This window comes from Rhizobium sp. BK176 (assembly GCF_024808055.1).
On sequence record NZ_JANUBV010000006.1, the window covers coordinates 44894 to 66194 of the forward strand.

Below are 21301 nucleotides of genomic sequence, written 5' to 3' on the forward strand. Positions count from 1 at the left end.
GACAAGCCTTTCAGCATTTTAAAGGGCTAGATCGCTGGGATCGAAATTGACGATAACCTCGCCCCAGGCGTCATATTTGTCTTTCGGGAGAGTCGTGAAGGGCGACGACTTCATGACGGCACGCTTGGCACCGCTTGCCAACGCCATGCGCGTCGCCTCGTTGGTGCCGCCAACCGCTTCGACCTCGGGCGAACCGATGATGTTGCCATCCGGGTCCAGCTTCATGTGGACCTTGATGCGAACGTCGCTGGCACCTTCCATCCCGGGGATAACCGACCAGTTGCCGGCGATCGCGCTGCGCAGCGCATCCATCTCGCTCATCGAGAGCTTGGAGCCGCCGGTAGCCTTCTTGGCACCGAGCGACGCAACCTCGGTCGAACTCTTGGCGCCACCATTCGACGGGTCCTGCTTGTTCAGCAGCGCCGCGATATCATCGGCGTTGAAGTCGCTCTGCTTGGAGGAGGCGGACTTGGCCTTCTCCTGCTTCTTGTCGGCCTTCTTCTTGTCCGTCGGCTTCTCGTCCGCCTTCGCCTGATCCTCGGTCTTTTTCTCCGGGGGCTTTTCGGCCGGCTTCTGTTCCGGCGGCTTGGCTTGCGGCTTCACGACCGGAGTCGGAACCTTGTCCGGCAGCGCCTCGGCGTCCGGCTTCGGTGGCTCCGGCTGTTCCTGTGGCGTTTCCTCAGGCTTTGGCGGCGTCGGCGGGGTGATTTCGGGCTTCGGCGGCGTAATGGACGCGACCTGCTTCGGCTCGACGTCCGTCTCCTCCTTCATGATCTCCTTCACCTCGTTGGGCACGGGATCATTCTGAGGAAGAGGCTTTTCAACGGCCTTGGGGGCAGCAGCGCTCTCGTTATTGTTGGGCTTGGCGTTCGGGACTGGCGGCGTCTTGAGGTCGACCTTGTTCTCGCCCATGTTCTCGGCGTTTTCGACATTGGTCGGCTTGGCCGTCGGCTTCGGCGCCGGCTTTTCACTCGGCTTGGCCGTCTTGTCGCCCTGCTGCATCTGCGTCATTTCTTCGACGGGCACGAGGTCGACGGGCATCGCCTCGAAATCCTCGACCTTGAACTGCTCCGGGGAGCCGATCGAGATCAGCGCCCAGGCAAGCAGTGCACAGTGCAGAGCCGCAGATGTGACGATACTGGCCTTCATAGCGTTCGCTATTGGTCCTTCTTCTGCTGCGTCACGAGGCCGATGTTCTTGTAGCCGGCACCCTGGATGCGAGCCATGACGTCGGCGATCACGCCATAGGGCGCGGTCGCGTCGCCGCGAACGAAGATGCGTTCATTATAGCCGGTCGTTGCGATCGCCTCGAGCTTCGCGGCAATCTCTTCGACCGGGATCGGTGTTTCCTGCAGGAACACCTGGCCGTCGTTCTTCACCGAGATCGTGATCGGCTGCGTTTCAGAATTCAGCGCCTTGGCCTGTGTTTCCGGCAAGTCGACGGGCACGCCGACCGTCATCATCGGTGCTGCCACCATGAAGATGATCAAAAGCACGAGCATGACGTCGACGAGCGGCGTCACATTGATTTCGGAGATGGCACCACCTCTGTGGCCACCGCGACGACGACCACCGCGACCACCGCCGCTACCGCCACCGCTTGGAGCACCCATACCCATATCGTTGACTCCGTTCCCGTCGATTACTGCGCGGCCTGGCGCGGCTGCAGTTTCTCGTCGATCTGGCGCGAAAGGATGGCGGAGAATTCATCCGCGAAGCCTTCCATGCGGCCCGAAAGCTTGCCGGCATCGGCAGTGAACTTGTTGTAGGCGATAACGGCCGGGATAGCAGCAACAAGCCCGATTGCGGTTGCAAGCAGCGCTTCGGCGATACCGGGAGCAACGACCGCGAGGTTCGTCGACTTCGAGCCGGCGATTGCCTGGAACGAGGTCATGATACCAACGACCGTACCGAACAGGCCGATGAACGGACCGGCGGAACCAATCGTTGCCAGCGAGCCGAGGCGGGCTGAGAGGAATTCGGATTCACGCGCCAATGTCACGTCCATGGCGCGGTCGATACGCATCTGCAGACCGATCGGGGAGCGCGCACCGCGCTCGAACGACTTCTTCCATTCGCGCATCGCCGCAACGAAGATCGCGGCAAGGCCGGTATTGTTGCGCTCCGATAGAGTGCGATAAAGCTCTTCCAGCGACTGGCCCGACCAGAATACCTGCTCGAACTTCTCGAACTGGCGCCGTGCGCGGCCGTAGGCCAGATATTTGTCGATGACGATCGCCCAGGTCCAGACCGAGGCTGCGATGAGCCCGAGCATGACCAGCTTGACGACGAGACCTGCCTGCATAAACAGCGACCAGAGGCTGACGTCGGCCGTTGCTGCTGCCAATCCTACTTGTTCCATTGATCCAAAATCCCCGAATCCAAACGCCCGGCACTTGACCGGGCGGCACAAAGTGATCTCGCAAGAAGTGTCTGGCGGCCGCCGCCCAAAGCCCTGGTCAAGCTTCCAAGCTCTTATCCGCCTTCCTTGCCGTCAAATTTGGTCAAAGGAAGGCGTGCACCGCACAAACTCTGACAATCCGAGTAAGACACTATTATGGTTAACAGTTCGTTAGCGCCGGATCATGACAGCGAAACTATCGGAGAAAGATTTATCCCTTGGATTACTTGGTCAGATCTAGCTCGATGACCACAACAGCGCTTATCTTCCAGCGCGTGAATTCCTTCACACAAAACTCATGTTTATGCAAGGCCGGAATCCCGCGTCTTTTCAGCGTTCACGATCAATCCAAGCGAATCGCCGCACGCAAACCGTGTCGATCACATTGAGCGCGGCAAGGGCTCAGGGCCCGCGGAGCGGCTTGCTGCCTTCAAGAAATTTCTCGGCGAGTGTCTCCGGCAATCGTCGCGGCCTGGCATTGGCATTGATGACGGCGATGATCACCTTGGCGGCGATCAGCAGCGTTTCGCCGCGCCGGATCTCCTGATTGAGGACCATCTTGGCCCCGCCGGCTTTTTCGGTGTGGGTCAGGACGGTCAGGATATCATCCATCCGCGCCGGCTGCTTGAAGTCGATCTCCATGCGGTGGACGACGAAGACAAGCCCCTCCTCGTCGGCATTGATCAGCTCCCGCTGCTCAACGCCGAGACAACGGAGGTAATCGGTGCGGCCGCGCTCGAGGAAGTGAAGATAACGCGCATGGTAGACGAGGCCGGAAAAATCGGTGTCCTCGTAATAAACCCGCTGCAGGAGCCGGTGACCCGTTTCCGTGAGTTCACCCGAAATCGAAAAACCGTTGTCCGCCATAATTTTCTCCAAAGTCACGCGCCCTCTTTGGCGGAAGACATTCCGCCTTGCAAGCATTGAACAATTGTCACGCTTCCTAAGTAATTTTTGACAGAGACATTCAAGCAGGAGACGACGCGATGAAGATTGCAGTGATGGGCGGGGACGGATTCATTGGCTGGCCGACATCATTGCATCTCTCCGACACCGGACACGACGTTCACATTCTCGACAACCTCTCGCGGCGCTGGATCGACACTGAACTTGGGGTTCAGTCACTGACCCCGATGGACTCGATCCAGGAGCGAACGCGCATCTGGCACGCCGAAACCGGCCGGCGCATTCATTTCAACCTGATCGACCTCGCCAAGGACTACGAACTGCTGAAGAAGTGGCTAGCTGAGAACCGGCCTGATGCCATCATTCATTTCGCCGAACAGCGCGCGGCGCCCTACTCGATGAAGAGCGACCGCCACAAGAACTACACGGTAAACAACAACGTCAACGCCACCCATAACCTCCTGAATGCGCTTGTCGAACTCCAACTCGACGCGCATCTGATCCACCTCGGCACGATGGGCGTCTACGGCTATTCGACAGTTGGCGCAGCGATCCCCGAGGGCTATCTGCCGGTTGGCATCGAGACGGCGAACGGCGAGACCGTTAGCCAGGAAATCCTCTACCCCTCCAATCCAGGCTCGATCTATCACATGACCAAGTGCCTGGATCAGCTGCTCTTCCATTTCTATGCCAAGAACGACGGCCTGCGCATCACCGACCTGCACCAGGGCATTGTCTGGGGCACCCACACCGAGCAGACGCGTCGGCATCCGCAGCTGATCAATCGCTTCGACTATGACGGCGATTATGGCACAGTGTTGAACCGCTTCCTGATCCAGGCGGCGATCGGATATCCGCTGACAGTCCACGGCACCGGCGGCCAGACCCGCGCCTTCATCCACATCCAGGATTCGGTCCGCTGCATCGAGCTTGCCTTGAACAACCCGCCTGCCCGAGGCGCCCGCGTCGAGATCTTCAACCAGATGACCGAAACGCATCGGGTGCGAGATCTGGCGGAAATGATCGCCAAGCTGAGCGGCGGCGAGATCGCCTGGCTGCCGAACCCACGCAAGGAGGCGCCGGAAAACGAACTCATCGTCAAGAACGAGAAATTCCGCAAGCTCGGTCTCGATCCGATCACCCTGCAGACAGGTCTTCTGAGCGAGATCGTCGACGTCGCCAAGAAATTTGCCTACCGCGTCGATCGGTCGCGCGTCCCCGCGATCTCTGCCTGGACGAAAGACATTGCGGCGACGATCAACCGTGATCCGGAAGGTAGGAGGCTGAAGTCCGTTTCATGAGTGAGCCTCGGCACGCCTATGTCACTCTCGTCACCAACCACGATTACGCCATGGGCGCCAAGGCGCTTGCGGTATCGTTGCGCCGAACCGCCACTCCAGCGGATATCGTCATCCTCCATACGGCAGGCGCCGACCAAGCCAGTCTTGACCTGCTTCTGCAACTCGGCTGTCGCCTGGTGCCGGTCGACCATCTGCCCCTGTCAGCGGAGTTCAATGAGCGTCATGCTCGATCCAGTCTGCACGCCGCCGCTCCCTTTACGAAGGGACGCAAGCCTGCGTTTCATTCCCCGCTCGACAATTTCTGCAAGCTGCGCCTATGGCAATTGACCGAATACGCCAGCTGCGTCTTCATCGACGCCGACGCGATCGTGTTGCGAAACATCGACAAGCTCTTCCGCTATCCGGAGTTTTCCGCCGCCCCGAACGTCTATGAGTCCCTGGCGGACTTCCACCGGCTGAATTCCGGCGTCTTCGTCGCGCAGCCGTCCGAAGACACATTCCAGCGAATGCTGGAACGGCTGGATCGGCCGGGGGTGTTCTGGAAGCGGACGGACCAGACCTTCCTGCAGGAGTTTTTCCCGGATTGGCACGGCTTGCCCGTCTATTTCAACATGCTCCAGTACGTGTGGTTCACCATGCCCCGGCTTTGGGACTGGCAGAGTATTTCCGTCCTGCATTACCAGTATGAGAAGCCGTGGGAGACGAATCATCCGAAGGCCGATAAACTGCGGCCGCTGATCGACCTTTGGCATGCATTCTATGCCGGCGATGACCTGCCGGATCCATCGACAATGTCCAACCCTGACGAGGCGGCATGAAGGTATTGGTATCGGGGGGAACAGGTCTCGTCGGACGTTATATCGTCGAAGAACTGCTCGCCGCCGGCTATACCGTGATCATCGGCGGTCGCCACGCTCCCCTGCCCCGCTTCTTTTCAAGACCGGTCGAATTCGCCCCGCTCTCGCTCGATCCGACGCGTGATCATATCGAAGCCTTTGACGACGCCTATTTCTTCGTGCACGCCGCCTTCCACCACCTGCCCGGCAACTACCGCGGCGGCGAGGGCGATGACCCGGAGACGTTCAAGCACCTTAACCTTGACGGCAGCGTCCGGCTTTTCGAAGCGGCCAAACGCGCCGGCACACGCCGCTGCATCTTCATTTCGAGCCGCGCCGCCTATGGCGAGCACCCTCCGGGAACCACGCTGACAGAAGGCATGGCTGAGAAGCCCGAGACCCTCTACGGTCAGGTCAAGCTCGACGCCGAACGCAGCCTCGCGCATCTCGCGGCGCCCGGCTTCGCAACGACCAGCTTGCGCTTGACCGGCGTCTACGGCGACCTTCGGCCCAACAAATGGGACAAGCTGATCGAGGATTACCTCGCCGGCCGCCATCTGCCATCACGTGCCGGCACCGAGGTCCACGGAAGAGACGTCGGCGGCGCGGTTCGGCTGATGCTGGAAGCGGACACCGCGCGTATATCAGGCGAGACCTTCAACGTCTCCGATGTCACACTCGATACCTGGGACATCCTGGAACACATTCGCTGGGAGCGCGATTGCCTGAACAGGCTGCCGCTTCCTGCCGACAAGTCACAGCTGACGCCGATGGACACGGCGAAAATCCGCGCCCTCGGTTGGTCACCGGGCGGCATGCCGCTGTTCAATGAAACGATCCATACGCTCGCCACGCGTACGTAGGTGGCACAGGCCCACGCAAGCCTGAAGTTGCAGACTACGCCGGATCGTGCAATCCGGAGGATAGTATGCAAGTCGGTTCCGCATCAGCGCTCAACATCCTGCGCACCACTTACTCCTCCGACAATCTCACTACGTCGACCGACAGCACCAGCGCGCGCCTGAAGATCTTGCAGAATGCGGCAAGGGCACAGGAAAGCCTGCGTGAGAGCATGGCGACATCGGCCGAAGCGGCCAAAGCCCGTGCGGCACGCAAGCTTGAGGAAGCCAAGCAGCAGCTCGAAATGCTGAAGAGTGGCGGCTACCCACCGGAGGTCGTTGCCCGGCTTGCAGCCGAACTTGCCCACAAGATCAGCGCCGCTGCGGCGGAATTTGCCTCGGCTGTTGCGGCCAGTGCAACAAACATCGCTTCCACAGCCAATGCCTCTGCGGCAACGACCGATACCGGAGCGGCGTCGGCAGATGCCGCAACCGATACATCAGGCACAGACGCGGCCGCGGCGGCGGACAGCTCCGACACGAGCGCCCCCCAAGCGGACGAACCCGACGGCGCAACTGCGGCGCGCAACGCCTACCAGAGCGTCGTCGAAGACGGACAGCAGGCGTCCGCAGGGATCTCCACCGAAGACCGAAAGACGATGGAAGAGTTCAAGGCCATCCTGCAGGAGGTTCGTCAGTTGATGGACAAGGCGATGCGCGACTTGCGCGAGAGAACCGGCCAGCAGGCATCCGGAGTGAACGCCTACTCGTTTGAGGCGCAGGCCGACACCTCAGTCATGCCGACCAGCATCACGATTTGATCCGATTGGCTAAGGCGGGCGGTCAAAGGTCGTATTGTCCCGTTGAAATGATCGGCAGGACCTTTATCGTCTGCTGAAAACAGCGCGATGGACCGTATGACCCCAAAAGAACAGAAAGCCGAAATGCGAGCCGGCCGGCTTACACTGCGCGACGCGATCCCGGAGGCCACGCGCATCGAGATGAGCCTGGCCATGGCCGAGCATGCCGGCGAGGCCGTCGCCTTCGATCCGGGCACTGTCGTCTCCGGCTTCCTGCCGATCCGTTCGGAGGCCGACATCCGGCCGCTTCTGGCGCGCTTCCAGGCACGTGGAGCCCGGCTTTGCGTGCCTGCCATCCTCGACAAGCAGACGATAGTGTTTCGCGAACTTGTGCGCGGCGCGCCGTTGGTCAGCACGGGCTTCGGCACCTCCGGCCCGCCGGCGGACGCCGCCGTGCTCGATCCCGAAATCATGCTGGTGCCGCTCTCCGCCTTCGACAATCGCGGTCACCGCATTGGCTACGGCGCCGGCTATTACGACCGTGCCATCGAGCGTTTGCGGCAAAAAGGCCAGCATCCCAAGCTGATCGGCATTGCATTCGACTGCCAGGAAGTGGCACATGTGCCCGACGAGCCGCACGATGTCAGCCTAGACGCCCTCCTGACGGAAAGCGGGCTTCGCTTTTTTGCCTCTTGGATTGGATAGCAATGCGACTGCTTTTTCTGGGTGACATGGTGGGTAAGACCGGACGCACCGCCGTCTGGAACCGCCTCCCCGGCCTCATTTCCGACCTCAAGCTAGATTTCGTCGTCGTCAACGGCGAGAACGCCGCCGGCGGCTTCGGCATCACCGAGGATATCTTCCTCGAGACGATCAATGCCGGCGCCGATGTCGTGACGACGGGCAACCACGTCTGGGACCAGAAGGAAGCCGTCGCCTTTGCCGGACGTCACGACCAGTTCCTGCGGCCCGCGAACTACCCGCAGGGCACGCCGGGTCGCGGCTCAGGGCTGTTCTATGCCCGCAACGGCGCACGCGTGCTTGTCGCAAATGTCATGGGCCGCGTCTTCATGCATCCCGAACTCGACGATCCCTTCAAATCCGCCGAAGCGATCCTCGACGCCTGCCCGCTCAAGGAACAGGCCGATGCGATCATTTTCGACTTCCACGCCGAAGCGACTAGCGAGAAGCAGTGCTTCGGCCATTTCGTCGACGGCCGCGCCAGCTTCGTCGTCGGCACGCACACCCATGTCCCGACCGCCGATCATCAGATCCTGAATGGCGGCACCGCCTACATGTCTGACGCCGGCATGTGCGGCGACTACGATTCCTCGCTCGGCATGGACAAGGAGGAGCCGCTGAACCGGTTCATCTCGAAGATGCCGAAAGGCCGCATGGAGGCGGCGACCGGCCCGGCAACCATCTGCGGCGTCGGCGTCGAGATCTCCGATACGACCGGCCTGGCTGAAAAGATCGCTCCACTGCGGCTCGGCCCGCGGCTTGCCGAGACCATTCCGGAGTTCTGGCGCTAGTTCAGGCAGGCGTCTGCCATGACGCAAAAGTGAGCAGCGGTCCCGGCATTTCAACTGGACCACTGCGGCGCCTTGCCGCATCCTCCCGAGCCTACCCGTGAGCGCGCTGGAGGAAGTGGCATGAAGCCGCGTTTTCTTGTTTTCGCAATCGCCTGCCTGATGGTCTTGGTTGCCGTGGAAGTGGCCGCCGCTCAGGAGGAACGGCGAAACGTCAGCCAGTGCCAGGCTATCGCCCAATCGATCCCACAAGCGACCTTTGCGAGTTTCACAGGCCCGGCCCCAGTCATCGACGCCGGCGCCATCAATCAATCGGTTGCGCTGACCTACATTGGGCACTCCACCTTCCTCATTGAAACGCCGGGCGGTGTGACGATCGCGACCGATTACAGCGGCTGGTACTCGCCGCCGCAGGCGCCGATGGTCGTCACCATGAACCGCGCCCATTCCTCGCACTATACTCTGGTGACCGACCCGGCCATCAAGTATGTGCTGCATGGATGGGGTGACGTGCCGGGCGAAAAAGCCAAGATCAACCTGGTAGTCGGCGACACCTACATTCGCAATGTCACCACCGATATCAGGGGCGGTTTCGGCGCGCCGCAGCAGGATGGGAACTCAATCTTCATCTTCGAGGTTGCCGGCCTCTGCATCGGCCATCTTGGCCATCTGCACTACGAACTGACGGAAACCCACTACGCGGAAATCGGCCGACTGGATGTCGTGATGGTGCCAGTGGATGGTGGCCTGACAATGGGCTCCGACAGCATGAGCCGCGTCATCAAGCGCCTGCGCGCCTCGCTGATCCTGCCGATGCATCAACCGCGCCCGCTGCAAAGCTTCCTGTCGATGTTCGGACCCGATTTCGACATCAGCTACGCGCCGACGAACACGATCTCCGTTTCGCTGCTCACCTTGCCGAAAAAGCCGCTGATCTATGTCGCAAAGGGCATGCAATAAAAGACCCGGACTGCGCCGGGTCTGTTCTTTCAAGCAAACTGCAAGTGCTGCCTGATGCCGACATCGGGCATCTTGTCATCGTCGAGATTGGCCTTGGCGATCTCCCAGCCGAACCTCAGCTTGCTACCCGTCGAAACCCAGATTTCGGCGTCGTCGACATGCATTGCGAGCATCGTGAGATTCGGATCCTTCTTGCCGTCATCATACCAGGCGGCGACAACTGAGTTCCAATATTCGTCAATCTTCGACGGGTCGGGCCGCACCTCGATCTTGCCTGCGAGGCAGGCATGGTAGTCGTGATCCTTGCCGACCACGCAGAAATGTGCCCGCGTACCCGGCTTGATGGCACGCACGATCGCTGCGTCCGATTTCGTGTAGAACCATATCGTATTCGTCTTCGGATCAGCATTCGGCGCCATCGGCTGCATGTGCATGTCCGCTCCATCCACGCCGAGCATGCCTGCATGGATGTCGTTCACCTGGTCCCAGAGCTGGCGTGCCGGGTGTTCCCGCGCTTCGTTGAAACTGGCCATAGCACTTCCTTCCGTTTCGAGGGTCCGTGCTTTGAAACGTCAGCTTCCGGGCTTTGTTCCGCCTTTCGGGCTGTATGAGCAACACGCGCGGTGGAGCCGTTTTCCCTTGAATACGGCCCATTTCGCTCTTATAAGGCGGCCCATTCCTAACAATATGACGTGAACAGGGGTGCCATGGCTGGCCATTCACAGTTTAAAAACATCATGCATCGCAAGGGCCGTCAGGATGCCGTGCGGTCGAAAATGTTCTCCAAGCTCGCGCGCGAAATCACCGTTGCCGCCAAGGCCGGTCTGCCTGATCCTTCGATGAACGCCCGCCTGCGTCTTGCGATCCAGAACGCCAAGGCGCAGTCCATGCCGAAGGATAACATCGACCGTGCCATCAAGAAGGCTGCGGGCGCCGACGGCGAGAACTACGATGAAGTCCGCTACGAAGGTTACGGCCCGGGCGGCACGGCGATCATCGTCGAGGCCCTGACCGACAACCGCAACCGCACCGCCTCCAACGTCCGCTCGATCTTCACGAAGGCCGGCGGCGCTCTTGGTGAAACAGGCTCGGTTTCCTTCTCCTTCGACCACGTCGGTGAAATCACCTACAAGCTTGAGGCAGGCGATGCCGACAAGATGATGGAAGCCGCCATTGAAGCCGGTGCCGACGACGTCGAGACCGACGAGGAAGGCCACTACATCACCTGCGGCTTCGAAGCCCTCGGCGAAGTCGCTAAGGCGCTCGAAACCTCGCTCGGCGAAGCCGAAACCGTCAAGGCTGTCTGGCGCGCCCAGAACAACGTGCCGGTCGACGAAGAACGGGCCCAGTCGCTGCTGAAGCTGATCGACAGCCTCGAAGACGACGACGACGTTCAGAACGTCTACTCGAATTTCGAAGTGGATGAAGAGGTTCTGGCCAAGCTTTCGGCCTGATCTATTTCAACCATTTATTCAAAGCCGGTCCCGGAAACGTGGCCGGCTCTTTTGTTTTTGGGCTTTCCATTCACATCAGACGATCGATCGGTCACACGTTCGTTACCCCCAACCCGCCATTAAGGTCTCGGTAACCCTCTCCGCCTTGAATGCCCCGCGTTCGCTCCAGCCGGTCTGTTCCAAGGCCAGCACCTCTCACACTTTCGGCGGGGAAAATGCCCATGAAAAGAATAGCTCTCGTACTCTCCTTCACACTTGCCGGTGCAATCTCCGCCAACGCGCAGCCGACAATGGTCAAGCAGTTCGAGGATTGGGGCGTCTATTCCTACAGCAAGGGCGGGCAGACAGTGTGCTATTTGCTGACTGTTCCGACAACCAAGCAACCGGCAAGCGTCGATCATGGCAGCAATTTCTTCGTGATCGGCCGGGCGCCGAGTGCCGGGTATGAGCCGCAGGCAATCATGGGCTACGAACTGAAGCCGGGCTCGCGGGTCAAGGTCGCGATCGGCGACGAGACGTTCACGATGTTCACCAGGGGCAAGTCCGCGTGGGTGCTTGAAGAGTCCCGCGAACCTGACGTCATCGGCGCCATGCGCTCCGGTAGCGACATGACGGTCGAAGCCGTCTCCCAGCGCGGCACTGCGACGACCTACACCTATTCCTTGAATGGGGTGACCGCGGCCCTGAAGCGCATGGCAACCTGCAACTAAGCCATGTCACGATACCCCACAGCACGCCGGCTCGGCGTGCTGGCTGCGGGCTGCTTGCTCGGCATCATGCTCGCCAGCCAACCGACATCAGCCGCTCCAACCCCGCAACAGTCGATCAGGTCCAACGGTTCGTCGGGCGCGAAACGGGGCTTCGCGTGCCCCGTTTCCGAACGAGAAGATCATCTAACCCTCCCATGGTCCACCTAGGGACCAGCGCCGCCGAGGAATGTCAGCCGGGTGAAGATCGTATAATGCGACTCCGATGCCATCATCGCCACGAAGACCAGGACGAGCAGCGGTGGCAGCAAGATTGCGTAGACCAGCGCCAGCCGCTCCCAGGCCATATGCATGAAGATGGCAACGATCAGGCCGGCCTTCAGCATCATGAAAACGATGATGAGCGTCCAGCGCGGGTAGCCCTGGATGCCGAGATAATCGACCAGATAGGAGAACGTGCTGAGGACGAACAGCAACCCCCACACCACGAGGTAAAGCCTGATTGGATGCTGCTGGCCGGAATGCGCTTGTGCCTGTGCCATGATGCGCCTCACCACAGATAGAAGAACGCGAAAATGAAAACCCAGACGAGGTCGACGAAGTGCCAGTAGAGGCCCATGATCTCGACGATCTCATAATTGCCCTTGCGGCTTGTGAAGAAGCCCCGCCGGCCCGTATCGAAGTCTCCGCGCCATACCTTGCGCGCGGTAATCAAAAGGAAGATCACGCCGAAGGTCACGTGCGTACCGTGAAACCCGGTGATCATGAAGAAGGATGATCCGAACTGCGCCGCACCCCATGGGTTCTCCCAGGGGCGCACGCCTTCGGTGATAAGCTTTGTCCACTCGAAAGCCTGCATTCCGACGAAAGAGGCGCCGAGCAGCGCGGTCAAAAGCATCAACGCTGCCGTCTTCCCGCGCTCGCGGCGATAACCGAAATTGACGGCCATGGCCATCGTGCCGCTGCTGCTGATCAGGATGAAGGTCATGATGGCGATGAGGATCAGCGGAACCTGCTGCCCGCCGATCTCAAGTGCAAAAACCTCGCTCGGATTGGGCCATGGGATCGGCGTCGACATCCGAGCCGTCATGTAGGCAAGCAGGAAACAGCCGAAGATGAAGGTGTCGCTGAGGAGGAAGATCCACATCATGGCCTTGCCCCAGGAAACGTTCTTGAACGCTCGTTGATCCGAGGCAAAATCCGCAGCCACACCACTCAGACCGCCGGTATGGCTGCCATGGGCGACGGGTTCTGTTTCAACTCGGGTGAGTTCGGCCATTGTCTGCCCCTTAAGAAACGAGTTGACGGCAGAGGTCGACAAAGTCGTTTGCCCAGCCGGTAAAGAGCGCAAAGAGAAGCAGCCACACGACGAGCATGAAGTGCCAGTAGGTGGCGCAGAGCTCGATGCCGAGGCGCAGCCTGGCGGGCGCCGTGGCGCTGCCCGCGAGCAGCTTCACCCGCGTCCGTGCAAGGACCGCCAGCCCGCCGAGGATGTGGAGACCGTGCAGCCCAGTCAGCATGTAGAAGAAGCTGTTTGCCGGGTTATCGGCAAGCACATAACCGGCCGCAACGAGTTGCAGCCAGGCAACGATCTGCCCCGCAAGAAACAGCACTGCTGTCGCCAGTGCTGCATCGAGGCCCAGTCGTACACCGTCATCGGCGCCCCGCCGCGCTTGAACCACCGTCCACTGCAGCGCCGCGCAGCTCAAGATCAGCACCGCCGTATTCGCCCAAAGAAGCCGTGGAATGGGGATCGCCCACCAATCGGCGCCGCTCATCCGGGCGAGATAGGCGCTTGCCAGCAAGGAAAAGAGGGCCCCGACAACCGCAAGAAAAATACCGAGGCCGATCTTGGCCGTCGGGATCGGCGGCTTAGCCGGTTGGTGGATATCGTCGAGCGTGCCGACCTCCAACCATGGCTTCGACATCAACCGCTGTCCGGACATCCACCAAATGACGATGGCGGCAACGCCTGCGAGGAAAATCAGCACGACGCTCATGCTGGCGCCCTCGACAGTCCAGCCGTTGGCGGCTGGTTCTGCGGTATGAAGTCTTCGGCAGCGCCGGGGACACTATAGTCGTATGCCCAGCGGTAGACGACCGGCAGCTCCTTGCCCCAATTGCCATGGGCCGGCGGCGTCTCGGGCGTCTGCCATTCCAACGACGTCGCCCGCCACGGATTGCCACCCGCCTCTCGACCATGGAACAGGCTCCAGACGACATTGAACAGGAAAACGAGTTGAGCCGCGCCGACAATTAGCGCTGCGACAGAAATGAACATGTTCAAATCGTGCACTGACGGTGGAATGAATACCGTGTCGCCAAGCTCGAAGTAGCGGCGCGGCACGCCGACAAGACCGACATAATGCATTGGGAAGAAAATCGCGTAGGCGCCGATGAAGGTGACCCAGAAATGGATCCGCCCGAGAACCTCGTCGAGCATCCGCCCGGTAATCTTCGGGTACCAGTGGTAGATGGCGCCGAAGACCACCATGATGGGTGCAACGCCCATCACCATGTGGAAATGTGCGACGACGAACATCGTGTCGGACAGCGGCACATCAACCACCACATTGCCGAGGAAAAGCCCAGTCAACCCACCATTGACGAACGTCACGATGAAGCCGATGGCAAACAGCATCGGCAAAGTCAGGTGAATATCCCCCCGCCAAAGCGTCAAGACCCAGTTGTAGACCTTGATCGCCGTCGGGACGGCTATGATGAGCGTTGTCGTGGCGAAGAAGAACCCGAAATTCGGGTTCATGCCGCTAACATACATGTGGTGCGCCCAGACGATGAAGCTCAGCGCCCCGATGATCACGATCGCCCAAACCATCATGCGGTAGCCGAAGATGTTCTTGCGCGCATGCGTGCTGATCAGATCTGAGACAATGCCGAATGCCGGAAGCGCCACGATATAGACCTCCGGATGCCCGAAGAACCAGAAGAGGTGCTGGAACAGGATCGGGCTTCCGCCATCCGATTTCAGCTGTTCGCCCATCTCGACGATTGCAGGCATGAAGAAGCTGGTGCCGAGCAGCCGGTCGAACAGCATCATGACCGCGGCGACGAACAATGCCGGGAAAGCCAGCAGCGCCATGACGGTGGCGGTGAAGATGCCCCAGACGGTCAAAGGCATCCGCATCAAAGTCATGCCGCGCGCCCTTCCCTGCAGCACGGTGACGACGTAGTTCAGGCCGCCCATGGTGAAGCCGATGATGAAGATGATCAGCGATGAGAGCATCAGGATGATGCCCCAGTCGCGCCCGCCCGGCGTACCTGATGTCAATGCCTGCGGCGGATAGAGCGTCCAGCCAGCACCCGTCGGCCCGCCGGGCGCAAAGAAACCGGCGACAAGCACGATCACGGCGAGCAGGTAGAGCCAGTAGCTCAGCATGTTCGCATAGGGGAACACCATATCGCGAGCGCCCACCATCAGGGGAATGAGATAGTTGCCGAAGCCGCCGAGGAAGAGTGCGGTCAGCAGATAGATTACCATGATCATCCCGTGCATCGTGATGAACTGATAGTAGTGGTCGGCGTCGATGAAGGAGAAATAGCCGGGGAAGCCGAGCTGCAGACGTATCAGCCAGGAGAGGACGAGCGCCACGAAACCGATCGCGAACGCCGTCATGGAATACTGGATGGCAATGACCTTGGCATCCTGGCTGAAGACGTATTTCGTCCACCAGCTCCTCGGATGGTAAAGTTCTACATCCGCCACTTCGGCTGGCGGAATGACGTCGGCGGCACTGGTTGGAATATCAACCATCGCATGCTTTCCTTCCTCCTCCCGTTACGACCGCTCCCCCGGTCGCAACGCCGGCCTAGTTGGCCGGTTCAACCGCTGCCATCAGCTGCGAGAACGTCTGCTGCTGCGCGAGCCACGCCTGATAGGCGTTCGCCTCGTCGACAACGACAGTCCCTCGCATCTGCGGGTGTCCAACACCGCAAAGCTCCGCGCATAGCACTTCGAATGTGCCCGTCCGCGTCGGTGTGAACCAGAAATAGGTGACCGAGCCGGGGATCATGTCCATTTTCGCCCGGAACTCGGGAACATAGAAATCATGCAAGACGTCAACCGATCGCAGGTGCACGCGAACCGGTTTTCCGATCGGCAAATGCAGTTCGCCACCTGAAATGATGATGTCATCGAGGCCCGCCGGATCACTCCTGATGACGCCGAGCGGATTGTCTGCTGTCACCGCTCGATTGTCAGCCCTGCCAAGCTTACCATCCACTCCCGGCAACCGGAAATTCCACAGCCACTGCTGCCCGACGACTTCGATTTCCCCAGCATCCGCCGGGACAGTCACGAACTGGTGCCATACGAAGAGACCAGGTGCCAACATCGCACCCACCCCGAGAGCGGTGCTGCCGGCAAGCCACCATTCCAGACGCTTGTTTTCTGGTTCATAGGCCGCCCGGTTGCCCGGCCGATGGCGAAAACGAAAGATGCAATAGGCCATAAAGGAGATCACCGCGACGAAGACAAAGCCAGTGATCCAGAACGTGATGGTGATGGTGTGGTCGATGTAGCTCCAGTTCGAGGCGATCGGAGTCCACCACCACGGGCTGAGCAGATGGAATGCCACCGACCCGACGACGATCAGAACGAGAACCAGCACGACAACCATGCGTTCCTCCCAAACCGCCACAATGTGCGGAAATTACCCGCAATCGTCGGCAGTTGCGTTAGGACTATCTCATAAACAATGCATCACGGCAATGGCGCGAGCGAGCCTCCCAAATCAGTGGGCTCGGTCGCAATCGGCTGATTTCATTTCGAGAATTGTTTAAGGTAGGCGATCAGATTGGTGATCTCGCCATCATCCTTTAGGCCAACGAACACCATCTTCGTTCCCTTTACCTTCAACTTGGGGTCGTGAAGATAATCGCGCAGCGTCGCGTCATCCCAGACCAATCCGGCTGTGCCCGCAGCCTTCATGGCCGACGAATAGGCAAAGTTCGGATGGGTTCCGGCGGTGCGACCGAACACGTGGTTCAGCGACGGTCCGACCTTGTTCTTGTCGGTGTCGGCAATGTGACAGACCGCGCATTTCTTGAATACCGTTTCCCCGGCCGCCGCATCACCCTCTTGGGCAATGGCAGCCGAGGTGGAAAGACAGAGCAGTGAAATCAAAACAGCAAGACCACGGTAACGCATAGCAATCCTCATCCTCCAAAGGTTGCTCGAAACCGGCCGCGCCATTTTTGGCGCGCCGTCCCATCGCACCTGCATCGCCGCAACTCTACGAACGATAGTGCAATCAGACGAAGCTATGGTGCGACTGCGTTAAGTCAATTCGCACAAATGGCTGTGGGGCCCGGCCTGGCCGGGACGCGCGGCATTACGCCGCAGCGCGAAGGAAGTTTCCAAGCCCGGCAAAAAGCTCCACCGACGTCAATCTCGCCTCTATGTCGTGGATAGGCATCGAGATGATGACTTCGTCGGCCTGTGTCTCCGCCAGGAACTCGGTGAGCTTCGCCTCTGCCGTTTTCTGGGAACCGACGACGGCGTACCGCAGCGTATGTTCCACCGTCAGCTTCTCCATCGGCGACCAGAAGCTCTCCATGTCCTTGACCGGGCGCGGGAACTGGCCGCGCACATTTCGGCGCAGATTGACGAACTGCTGCTGGGCAGAGGTGAAATGATATTGTGCCTCCTCGTCCGTCGCAGCAACGGAACCCATGACTCCGACCATGACATAGGGCTTGTCGAGCACGGCGGACGGCGTGAAGCGGCTGCGATAGATATCGATCGCATCAAGCAGCGAATCCGGCGCGAAATGCGAAGCGAAGGCATAGGGTAGCCCGAGCATTGCCGCGAGCTGTGCGCTATAGAGGCTGGAGCCCAGCAGCCAGATCGGCACATTGGAATTCATGCCCGGGACAGCGAGGATCGCCTGGTTCTCGATTGGCGCTCCGAGTAGCTGCTGTAATTCGACCACATCATTCGGGAAGCTCTGCGCCCCGGCGTCCAGATTGCGGCGCAGCGCCTGGGCAGTTCGCATGTCGGTGCCGGGCGCGCGTCCAAGACCGAGATCGACCCGCCCTGGAAACAGCGCCTCCAGCGTTCCGAACTGCTCGGCAATGACAAGCGGTGAGTGGTTCGGCAACATGATGCCGCCGGAGCCGATACGGATGCGCTTGGTCGCCGCGCCGACATGGCCGATGACAACCGCCGTCGCTGCGCTGGCGATCCCCGGCATGCCGTGATGCTCCGCAAGCCAGAAGCGCTTGTACCCGAACTCTTCGGCCTTCTGCGCCATGCGCGCCGAACTCTCGAGCGACTGGCGGATCGTCCCGCCGTCTGGCACCGGAGCGAGATCGAGAATGGAAAAGGGAACCATGGCGAAGCCTGTCGGTGGTTGGAAGGACACGTCTATGTAGGTGTGCTCTTCTTCCATTCCAAACGGGCCGGCAAAGAAAAGGGCCGGTCACCCGGCCCCTTGTTTTGTCAACGCTCGGTTCAGGCCCGACGTCTTAGCCCGTGCACCTCAGCGCTCTGATGCTCATGCGCCAGTGTGAAATTCGCCAGTTGCCGATCCATTTCGACCGCTTCCGTAGCGAGCCGGTGAATAGCCGCGGTGGTTTCCTCGACCATTGCCGCATTCTGCTGCGTCATCGCGTCCAGCTCGGACACCGCCGTGTTGATCTGGCGCAGCGTGTCCGCCTCTTCACGAGTCGTTTCCATGATCTCGCTGATCTGGCCGTTGATCGCCTCGACGTGGCTGCCGATCCCGGTCAACGCGTCTCCGGCGCGCTCGACGAGCGATACGCCCAGCTCAACCTCATGCGTGGATTTTTGTAGCAGGCTCCCGATTTCCTTTGCTGCACTCGACGAACGCTGCGCCAGTTCGCGCACTTCCATGGCGACGACAGCGAAGCCCTTGCCGGACTCCCCTGCTCGCGCCGCTTCGACGCCCGCATTGAGCGCCAGAAGGTTCGTCTGGAAGGCGATCGAGTCGATCACGGCGATGATAGAGTTGATCTGGCGCGACGATGCCTGGATTGCTTCCATTGCAGCGATCGTCTCTTGCATGATCTGGCTGGAGCCGGCCGTTTCGCGCTTGGCGTCACGGGCAATGCGTTCGGCCTGCTCGGCGCGCTCGATCTGAACCCGGACAGACTGGGTGATCGCATCGATTGCGTTTGCAGTCTCGGTGATCGAAGCGGCCTGGCGCTCGGTACGACCGGCAAGCTCGTCGGCGCCGGTGCGCATTTCCTCGGAGCCCGCGCGTACCGCCATGGAGTTGCCGCCGATCGCCGTCATCGTTTCGCTGAGCGCTGCCAGCGCCTCGTTGAAATTGACGCGCAGGCCCTCGAGTTCGCTCGGGAAGCGTGTTTCGATCTGATAGGCAAGATCGCCATTGGCGAGATGGTGCAGACCCTCGTCGATCGCCTGGACGACTTCCTGCAGTGTCTGGGCCTCGGCCTCGCGCTCGGCCATATGTTGCTGGCGATCCCGCTCGGCGCGCGCCCGCGTTTCATTGCTGGCAGCTTCCAGCTCGCGGCCTTCGACCAGCGATTGCTTGAACCGCGCCAGGGCCTTGGCCATCGTGCCGATCTCGTCGCCGCGGTTCTGGCTGCCGATCTCGACGTCGAGGTTGCCATCGGCAACGTCGCGGGTGACGCCGGCAAGACGGGCGAGCGGCGAGAACAGCAGCTTGGTGATCATCCAGGTCGCCACCGCCATGACGACCAGAACGCCAAATGCGATCATCGTCAGCAGGGTCGCGATTTCGAGCGAGCCGGCGTTGAGCTCGCTGAGACGCACACTTTCCACGACGAGGAAACGGGAGCCCTGATAGTCGATGCCACGGACATAGGCGCGCGCCTGACCATCGGCGCGATCGAAGTCGTCGACCGTCATCCCCTTTGCCGAAAGCGCGTCCTTAGCGAACGTGAACGGCGCCGTATCCAGCATGACAAGCTGGCCAGCGCTGTTCACGCCAACAGCCGAGCCATCTTCCGAGATGATCGCGGCCTGTGCGGTGCTGCCGGCCACGATACCCTTGGCGAGGATACTGGTAATGATGTCATCGCGCACCTTGAAGAGCATCACGCCCTTGGGAGCGCCGAGCTTGACGATCGGCACGGCGTAGAAGATTGCCGACTTACCATTTGCTGCATCGACGCGAAGACCTGAAAAGCCGGTCGGCGCGGAATCGTCCTTCGCCTTGGCGGTGTTCTCGATGGCCTTGGCAAAGGCGAGACCGGCGCCGGTCGACTTCCACGCATCGGTCTTCAGGTTTTCGGCGAAGTCGTCGTTCTTCTTGTAGGAATAGAGAACGTTGCCATCGAGATCGGCAATCAGCAGGTCGCTGAAGGCGGTGTTCTCGAGGTCGCGGGCCACCTCGCCCTGCGTCGTTTCGTGATTGGAGAAGTAGAAGCCGCTCGGAGCTTCCGGCTTGATCAGTTTTTCGCGCTGGTCTGCCGGATTGGGATTGCTGGTGATGAACACCTTTTTCAATTCGGCGCGCGCATCGCCTGACGTCTTCTCGATTGTCTTCCAACCGCTCTTCAGGCTCGTGATCGACATCTGCAGCGCTTCGATGCGCGCAATCGAGTTCGCCTGGTTTTCCAGCTGCTGAAGCTGATCCTGCAGCATGTCGCCGCGGAAGATCAGCACGCTCTCCTTTGCCTTGAGCGCCTGCTCGCCGGATATGCGGCTGCTGGCGAAATAAGCGAGGACGTTGATGACCGCGATCGACAGCGCGGTGAGCAGAATGAATGTAGCAATGACCTTAAAGGACAGGGATTGAAATCTCTGAACCATGAACGACGAACCCTTCCGGAACGGCTCATACCGGCGGAACGGGAACGCCCTGCCGGCTGACCTGTAAACAGAACACGGGAGCCTTACCTCCTGAAGAAGGGAGCTCCTCTGACATTTTGTGGATCAAAAGTCGGCTACGGAGCTTAAATTGCCGTAAACAGCGCGGCTGAAAAACAAGGAATGTTTTTGTTTTGTTCACATATCGATGGCAGTTATTTTGCGAGTGCAATAGGGTGAAGCATGCAAAATACGATTCGCATCATCGGCGTTGATCCGGGCCTGCGCCGCACCGGCTGGGGAATTATCGACACACTCGGCAATTCCTTGCGCTTTGTCGCGTCCGGCACCGTCACCTCGGATGGCGACATGGACCTGGCTTCGCGCCTCTGCCAACTGCATGACGGTCTGGCGGATGTCGTCCATAGCTACAAGCCGGATGAGGCCGCTGTAGAACAGACCTTCGTCAACAAGGATGCCGTCGCGACGCTGAAACTCGGTCAGGCGCGCGGCATTGCGATGCTGGTCCCTGCCCGTGCCGGATTGCCGGTCGCTGAATACGCGCCGAACGCGGTCAAGAAGGCAGTCATCGGTGTCGGCCACGGCGAGAAGCAGCAAATCCACATGATGCTGAAAATCCTGATGCCCAAGGTCGAATTCAAAGGCAACGACGCCGCCGACGCGTTGGCGATCGCAATTTGCCATGCGCACAACCGCGGCAGCAACCGCATGCGGCAGGCAGCACTTGCCGGCTAATCTTCACTGACAACCCACCGAACGGACCATTTG

The 21301-nt window shown here is 60.2% G+C and carries 23 protein-coding genes; 10 read left to right on the forward strand and 13 right to left on the reverse strand.

Going from position 1 to position 21301, the window contains the following annotated elements; translation table 11 throughout:
- Positions 1-18 precede the first annotated feature (18 nt).
- From FHT76_RS19260 to ybgC, 4 genes are all read right to left on the reverse strand, one after another.
- Entirely contained in the window at positions 19-1149 is a 1131-nt protein-coding gene (locus FHT76_RS19260; protein ID WP_183862102.1) for a hypothetical protein, read from the reverse strand.
- Positions 1150-1157: 8 nt separating this feature from the next.
- Positions 1158-1613 carry a protein TolR gene (gene tolR, locus FHT76_RS19265; protein WP_025660914.1) on the reverse strand — a complete coding sequence of 152 codons (456 nt, stop codon included), beginning with the start codon at positions 1611-1613 and terminating at the stop codon, positions 1158-1160.
- 29 nt (positions 1614-1642) lie between these two features.
- Entirely contained in the window at positions 1643-2362 is a 720-nt protein-coding gene (gene tolQ / locus FHT76_RS19270) for a protein TolQ (protein ID WP_016557208.1), read from the reverse strand.
- 441 nt (positions 2363-2803) lie between these two features.
- Positions 2804-3268 (reverse strand): tol-pal system-associated acyl-CoA thioesterase, encoded by a 465-nt coding sequence (gene ybgC / locus FHT76_RS19275; RefSeq protein ID WP_016557207.1) that lies wholly within the window; start codon positions 3266-3268, stop codon positions 2804-2806.
- 119 nt (positions 3269-3387) lie between these two features.
- Here ybgC and FHT76_RS19280 point away from each other — a divergent pair, with 119 nt between their 5' ends.
- From FHT76_RS19280 to FHT76_RS19310, 7 genes are all read left to right on the forward strand, one after another.
- On the forward strand, positions 3388-4608 hold the full coding sequence (locus FHT76_RS19280; RefSeq protein ID WP_183862104.1) for an NAD-dependent epimerase/dehydratase family protein: 1221 nt from the start codon (positions 3388-3390) through the stop codon (positions 4606-4608).
- Positions 4605-5426: a glycosyltransferase gene (locus tag FHT76_RS19285; RefSeq protein WP_183862106.1), complete on the forward strand. Its 822-nt coding sequence runs from the start codon at positions 4605-4607 to the stop codon at positions 5424-5426. The genes FHT76_RS19280 and FHT76_RS19285 overlap by 4 nt, the downstream gene beginning before the upstream one ends.
- Positions 5423-6307 carry an NAD(P)-dependent oxidoreductase gene (locus FHT76_RS19290; RefSeq protein ID WP_183862108.1) on the forward strand — a complete coding sequence of 295 codons (885 nt, stop codon included), beginning with the start codon at positions 5423-5425 and terminating at the stop codon, positions 6305-6307. The genes FHT76_RS19285 and FHT76_RS19290 overlap by 4 nt, the downstream gene beginning before the upstream one ends.
- 65 nt (positions 6308-6372) lie before the next feature.
- Complete coding sequence (locus FHT76_RS19295; RefSeq protein ID WP_183862110.1) at positions 6373-7104, forward strand: hypothetical protein; 732 nt, start codon at positions 6373-6375, stop codon at positions 7102-7104.
- A 96-nt stretch (positions 7105-7200) separates the two neighbouring features.
- Positions 7201-7788 carry a 5-formyltetrahydrofolate cyclo-ligase gene (locus FHT76_RS19300; RefSeq protein ID WP_183755711.1) on the forward strand — a complete coding sequence of 196 codons (588 nt, stop codon included), beginning with the start codon at positions 7201-7203 and terminating at the stop codon, positions 7786-7788.
- A 2-nt stretch (positions 7789-7790) separates the two neighbouring features.
- On the forward strand, positions 7791-8615 hold the full coding sequence (locus FHT76_RS19305; RefSeq protein ID WP_183862112.1) for a TIGR00282 family metallophosphoesterase: 825 nt from the start codon (positions 7791-7793) through the stop codon (positions 8613-8615).
- A 120-nt stretch (positions 8616-8735) separates the two neighbouring features.
- Positions 8736-9572, forward strand: coding sequence for an MBL fold metallo-hydrolase (locus FHT76_RS19310; RefSeq protein WP_259185768.1), 837 nt, complete (start codon positions 8736-8738; stop codon positions 9570-9572).
- Between the two features lie 29 nt (positions 9573-9601).
- Here FHT76_RS19310 and FHT76_RS19315 read toward each other — a convergent pair whose 3' ends face one another.
- On the reverse strand, positions 9602-10105 hold the full coding sequence (locus FHT76_RS19315; RefSeq protein WP_183862116.1) for a pyridoxamine 5'-phosphate oxidase family protein: 504 nt from the start codon (positions 10103-10105) through the stop codon (positions 9602-9604).
- Between the two features lie 174 nt (positions 10106-10279).
- On the opposite strand from FHT76_RS19315, the gene FHT76_RS19320 reads away from it, so the two are divergent.
- Together FHT76_RS19320 and FHT76_RS19325 are read left to right on the forward strand one after the other, a co-directional pair.
- Positions 10280-11026, forward strand: coding sequence for a YebC/PmpR family DNA-binding transcriptional regulator (locus FHT76_RS19320; RefSeq protein ID WP_183755714.1), 747 nt, complete (start codon positions 10280-10282; stop codon positions 11024-11026).
- Between the two features lie 221 nt (positions 11027-11247).
- Positions 11248-11736, forward strand: coding sequence for an invasion associated locus B family protein (locus tag FHT76_RS19325; protein WP_405049283.1), 489 nt, complete (start codon positions 11248-11250; stop codon positions 11734-11736).
- A gap of 203 nt (positions 11737-11939) precedes the next feature.
- On the opposite strand, the gene FHT76_RS19330 is transcribed toward FHT76_RS19325, so the two are convergent.
- The 8 genes from FHT76_RS19330 to FHT76_RS19365 all read right to left on the reverse strand — a co-directional run bounded on the left by FHT76_RS19330 (position 11940) and on the right by FHT76_RS19365 (position 20515).
- Positions 11940-12275 carry a cytochrome C oxidase subunit IV family protein gene (locus tag FHT76_RS19330; RefSeq protein ID WP_183755716.1) on the reverse strand — a complete coding sequence of 112 codons (336 nt, stop codon included), beginning with the start codon at positions 12273-12275 and terminating at the stop codon, positions 11940-11942.
- An 8-nt stretch (positions 12276-12283) separates the two neighbouring features.
- Positions 12284-13012 (reverse strand): heme-copper oxidase subunit III family protein, encoded by a 729-nt coding sequence (locus tag FHT76_RS19335; RefSeq protein ID WP_183862120.1) that lies wholly within the window; start codon positions 13010-13012, stop codon positions 12284-12286.
- Positions 13013-13022: 10 nt separating this feature from the next.
- Complete coding sequence (locus FHT76_RS19340; protein ID WP_183862122.1) at positions 13023-13733, reverse strand: cytochrome c oxidase subunit 3; 711 nt, start codon at positions 13731-13733, stop codon at positions 13023-13025.
- Complete coding sequence (gene ctaD / locus FHT76_RS19345) at positions 13730-15505, reverse strand: cytochrome c oxidase subunit I (protein ID WP_183755719.1); 1776 nt, start codon at positions 15503-15505, stop codon at positions 13730-13732. Before ctaD ends, FHT76_RS19340 begins: the two co-directional genes overlap by 4 nt.
- A 55-nt stretch (positions 15506-15560) precedes the next feature.
- Entirely contained in the window at positions 15561-16370 is an 810-nt protein-coding gene (locus FHT76_RS19350; RefSeq protein ID WP_183862125.1) for a cytochrome c oxidase subunit II, read from the reverse strand.
- Between the two features lie 143 nt (positions 16371-16513).
- A complete protein-coding gene (locus FHT76_RS19355; RefSeq protein WP_183862127.1) occupies positions 16514-16900 on the reverse strand; it encodes a cytochrome c family protein in 387 nt (128 codons plus the stop codon).
- A gap of 184 nt (positions 16901-17084) precedes the next feature.
- Positions 17085-18086 carry an LLM class flavin-dependent oxidoreductase gene (locus tag FHT76_RS19360; protein WP_183862529.1) on the reverse strand — a complete coding sequence of 334 codons (1002 nt, stop codon included), beginning with the start codon at positions 18084-18086 and terminating at the stop codon, positions 17085-17087.
- Between the two features lie 119 nt (positions 18087-18205).
- Positions 18206-20515 (reverse strand): methyl-accepting chemotaxis protein, encoded by a 2310-nt coding sequence (locus FHT76_RS19365; protein WP_183862129.1) that lies wholly within the window; start codon positions 20513-20515, stop codon positions 18206-18208.
- Between the two features lie 240 nt (positions 20516-20755).
- Here FHT76_RS19365 and ruvC point away from each other — a divergent pair, with 240 nt between their 5' ends.
- The gene (ruvC, locus tag FHT76_RS19370) at positions 20756-21268 is read left to right on the forward strand and encodes a crossover junction endodeoxyribonuclease RuvC (RefSeq protein ID WP_088693257.1); all 513 of its coding nucleotides are present in this window, start codon (positions 20756-20758) and stop codon (positions 21266-21268) included.
- Positions 21269-21301 lie beyond the last annotated feature (33 nt).

Excerpts from the sequence above, each read along its gene's own strand:
- FHT76_RS19260 (WP_183862102.1), bottom strand. The coding sequence starts at position 1,149 with ATGAAGGCCAGTATCGTCACATCTGCGGCTCTGCACTGTGCACTGCTT.
- tolR (WP_025660914.1), bottom strand. The coding sequence starts at position 1,613 with ATGGGTGCTCCAAGCGGTGGCGGTAGCGGCGGTGGTCGCGGTGGTCGT.
- tolQ (WP_016557208.1), bottom strand. The coding sequence starts at position 2,362 with ATGGAACAAGTAGGATTGGCAGCAGCAACGGCCGACGTCAGCCTCTGG.
- ybgC (WP_016557207.1), bottom strand. The coding sequence starts at position 3,268 with ATGGCGGACAACGGTTTTTCGATTTCGGGTGAACTCACGGAAACGGGT.
- FHT76_RS19280 (WP_183862104.1), top strand. The coding sequence starts at position 3,388 with ATGAAGATTGCAGTGATGGGCGGGGACGGATTCATTGGCTGGCCGACA.
- FHT76_RS19285 (WP_183862106.1), top strand. The coding sequence starts at position 4,605 with ATGAGTGAGCCTCGGCACGCCTATGTCACTCTCGTCACCAACCACGAT.
- FHT76_RS19290 (WP_183862108.1), top strand. The coding sequence starts at position 5,423 with ATGAAGGTATTGGTATCGGGGGGAACAGGTCTCGTCGGACGTTATATC.
- FHT76_RS19295 (WP_183862110.1), top strand. The coding sequence starts at position 6,373 with ATGCAAGTCGGTTCCGCATCAGCGCTCAACATCCTGCGCACCACTTAC.
- FHT76_RS19300 (WP_183755711.1), top strand. The coding sequence starts at position 7,201 with ATGACCCCAAAAGAACAGAAAGCCGAAATGCGAGCCGGCCGGCTTACA.
- FHT76_RS19305 (WP_183862112.1), top strand. The coding sequence starts at position 7,791 with ATGCGACTGCTTTTTCTGGGTGACATGGTGGGTAAGACCGGACGCACC.
- FHT76_RS19310 (WP_259185768.1), top strand. The coding sequence starts at position 8,736 with ATGAAGCCGCGTTTTCTTGTTTTCGCAATCGCCTGCCTGATGGTCTTG.
- FHT76_RS19315 (WP_183862116.1), bottom strand. The coding sequence starts at position 10,105 with ATGGCCAGTTTCAACGAAGCGCGGGAACACCCGGCACGCCAGCTCTGG.
- FHT76_RS19320 (WP_183755714.1), top strand. The coding sequence starts at position 10,280 with ATGGCTGGCCATTCACAGTTTAAAAACATCATGCATCGCAAGGGCCGT.
- FHT76_RS19325 (WP_405049283.1), top strand. The coding sequence starts at position 11,248 with ATGAAAAGAATAGCTCTCGTACTCTCCTTCACACTTGCCGGTGCAATC.
- FHT76_RS19330 (WP_183755716.1), bottom strand. The coding sequence starts at position 12,275 with ATGGCACAGGCACAAGCGCATTCCGGCCAGCAGCATCCAATCAGGCTT.
- FHT76_RS19335 (WP_183862120.1), bottom strand. The coding sequence starts at position 13,012 with ATGGCCGAACTCACCCGAGTTGAAACAGAACCCGTCGCCCATGGCAGC.
- FHT76_RS19340 (WP_183862122.1), bottom strand. The coding sequence starts at position 13,733 with ATGAGCGTCGTGCTGATTTTCCTCGCAGGCGTTGCCGCCATCGTCATT.
- ctaD (WP_183755719.1), bottom strand. The coding sequence starts at position 15,505 with ATGGTTGATATTCCAACCAGTGCCGCCGACGTCATTCCGCCAGCCGAA.
- FHT76_RS19350 (WP_183862125.1), bottom strand. The coding sequence starts at position 16,370 with ATGGTTGTCGTGCTGGTTCTCGTTCTGATCGTCGTCGGGTCGGTGGCA.
- FHT76_RS19355 (WP_183862127.1), bottom strand. The coding sequence starts at position 16,900 with ATGCGTTACCGTGGTCTTGCTGTTTTGATTTCACTGCTCTGTCTTTCC.
- FHT76_RS19360 (WP_183862529.1), bottom strand. The coding sequence starts at position 18,086 with ATGGTTCCCTTTTCCATTCTCGATCTCGCTCCGGTGCCAGACGGCGGG.
- FHT76_RS19365 (WP_183862129.1), bottom strand. The coding sequence starts at position 20,515 with ATGGTTCAGAGATTTCAATCCCTGTCCTTTAAGGTCATTGCTACATTC.
- ruvC (WP_088693257.1), top strand. The coding sequence starts at position 20,756 with ATGCAAAATACGATTCGCATCATCGGCGTTGATCCGGGCCTGCGCCGC.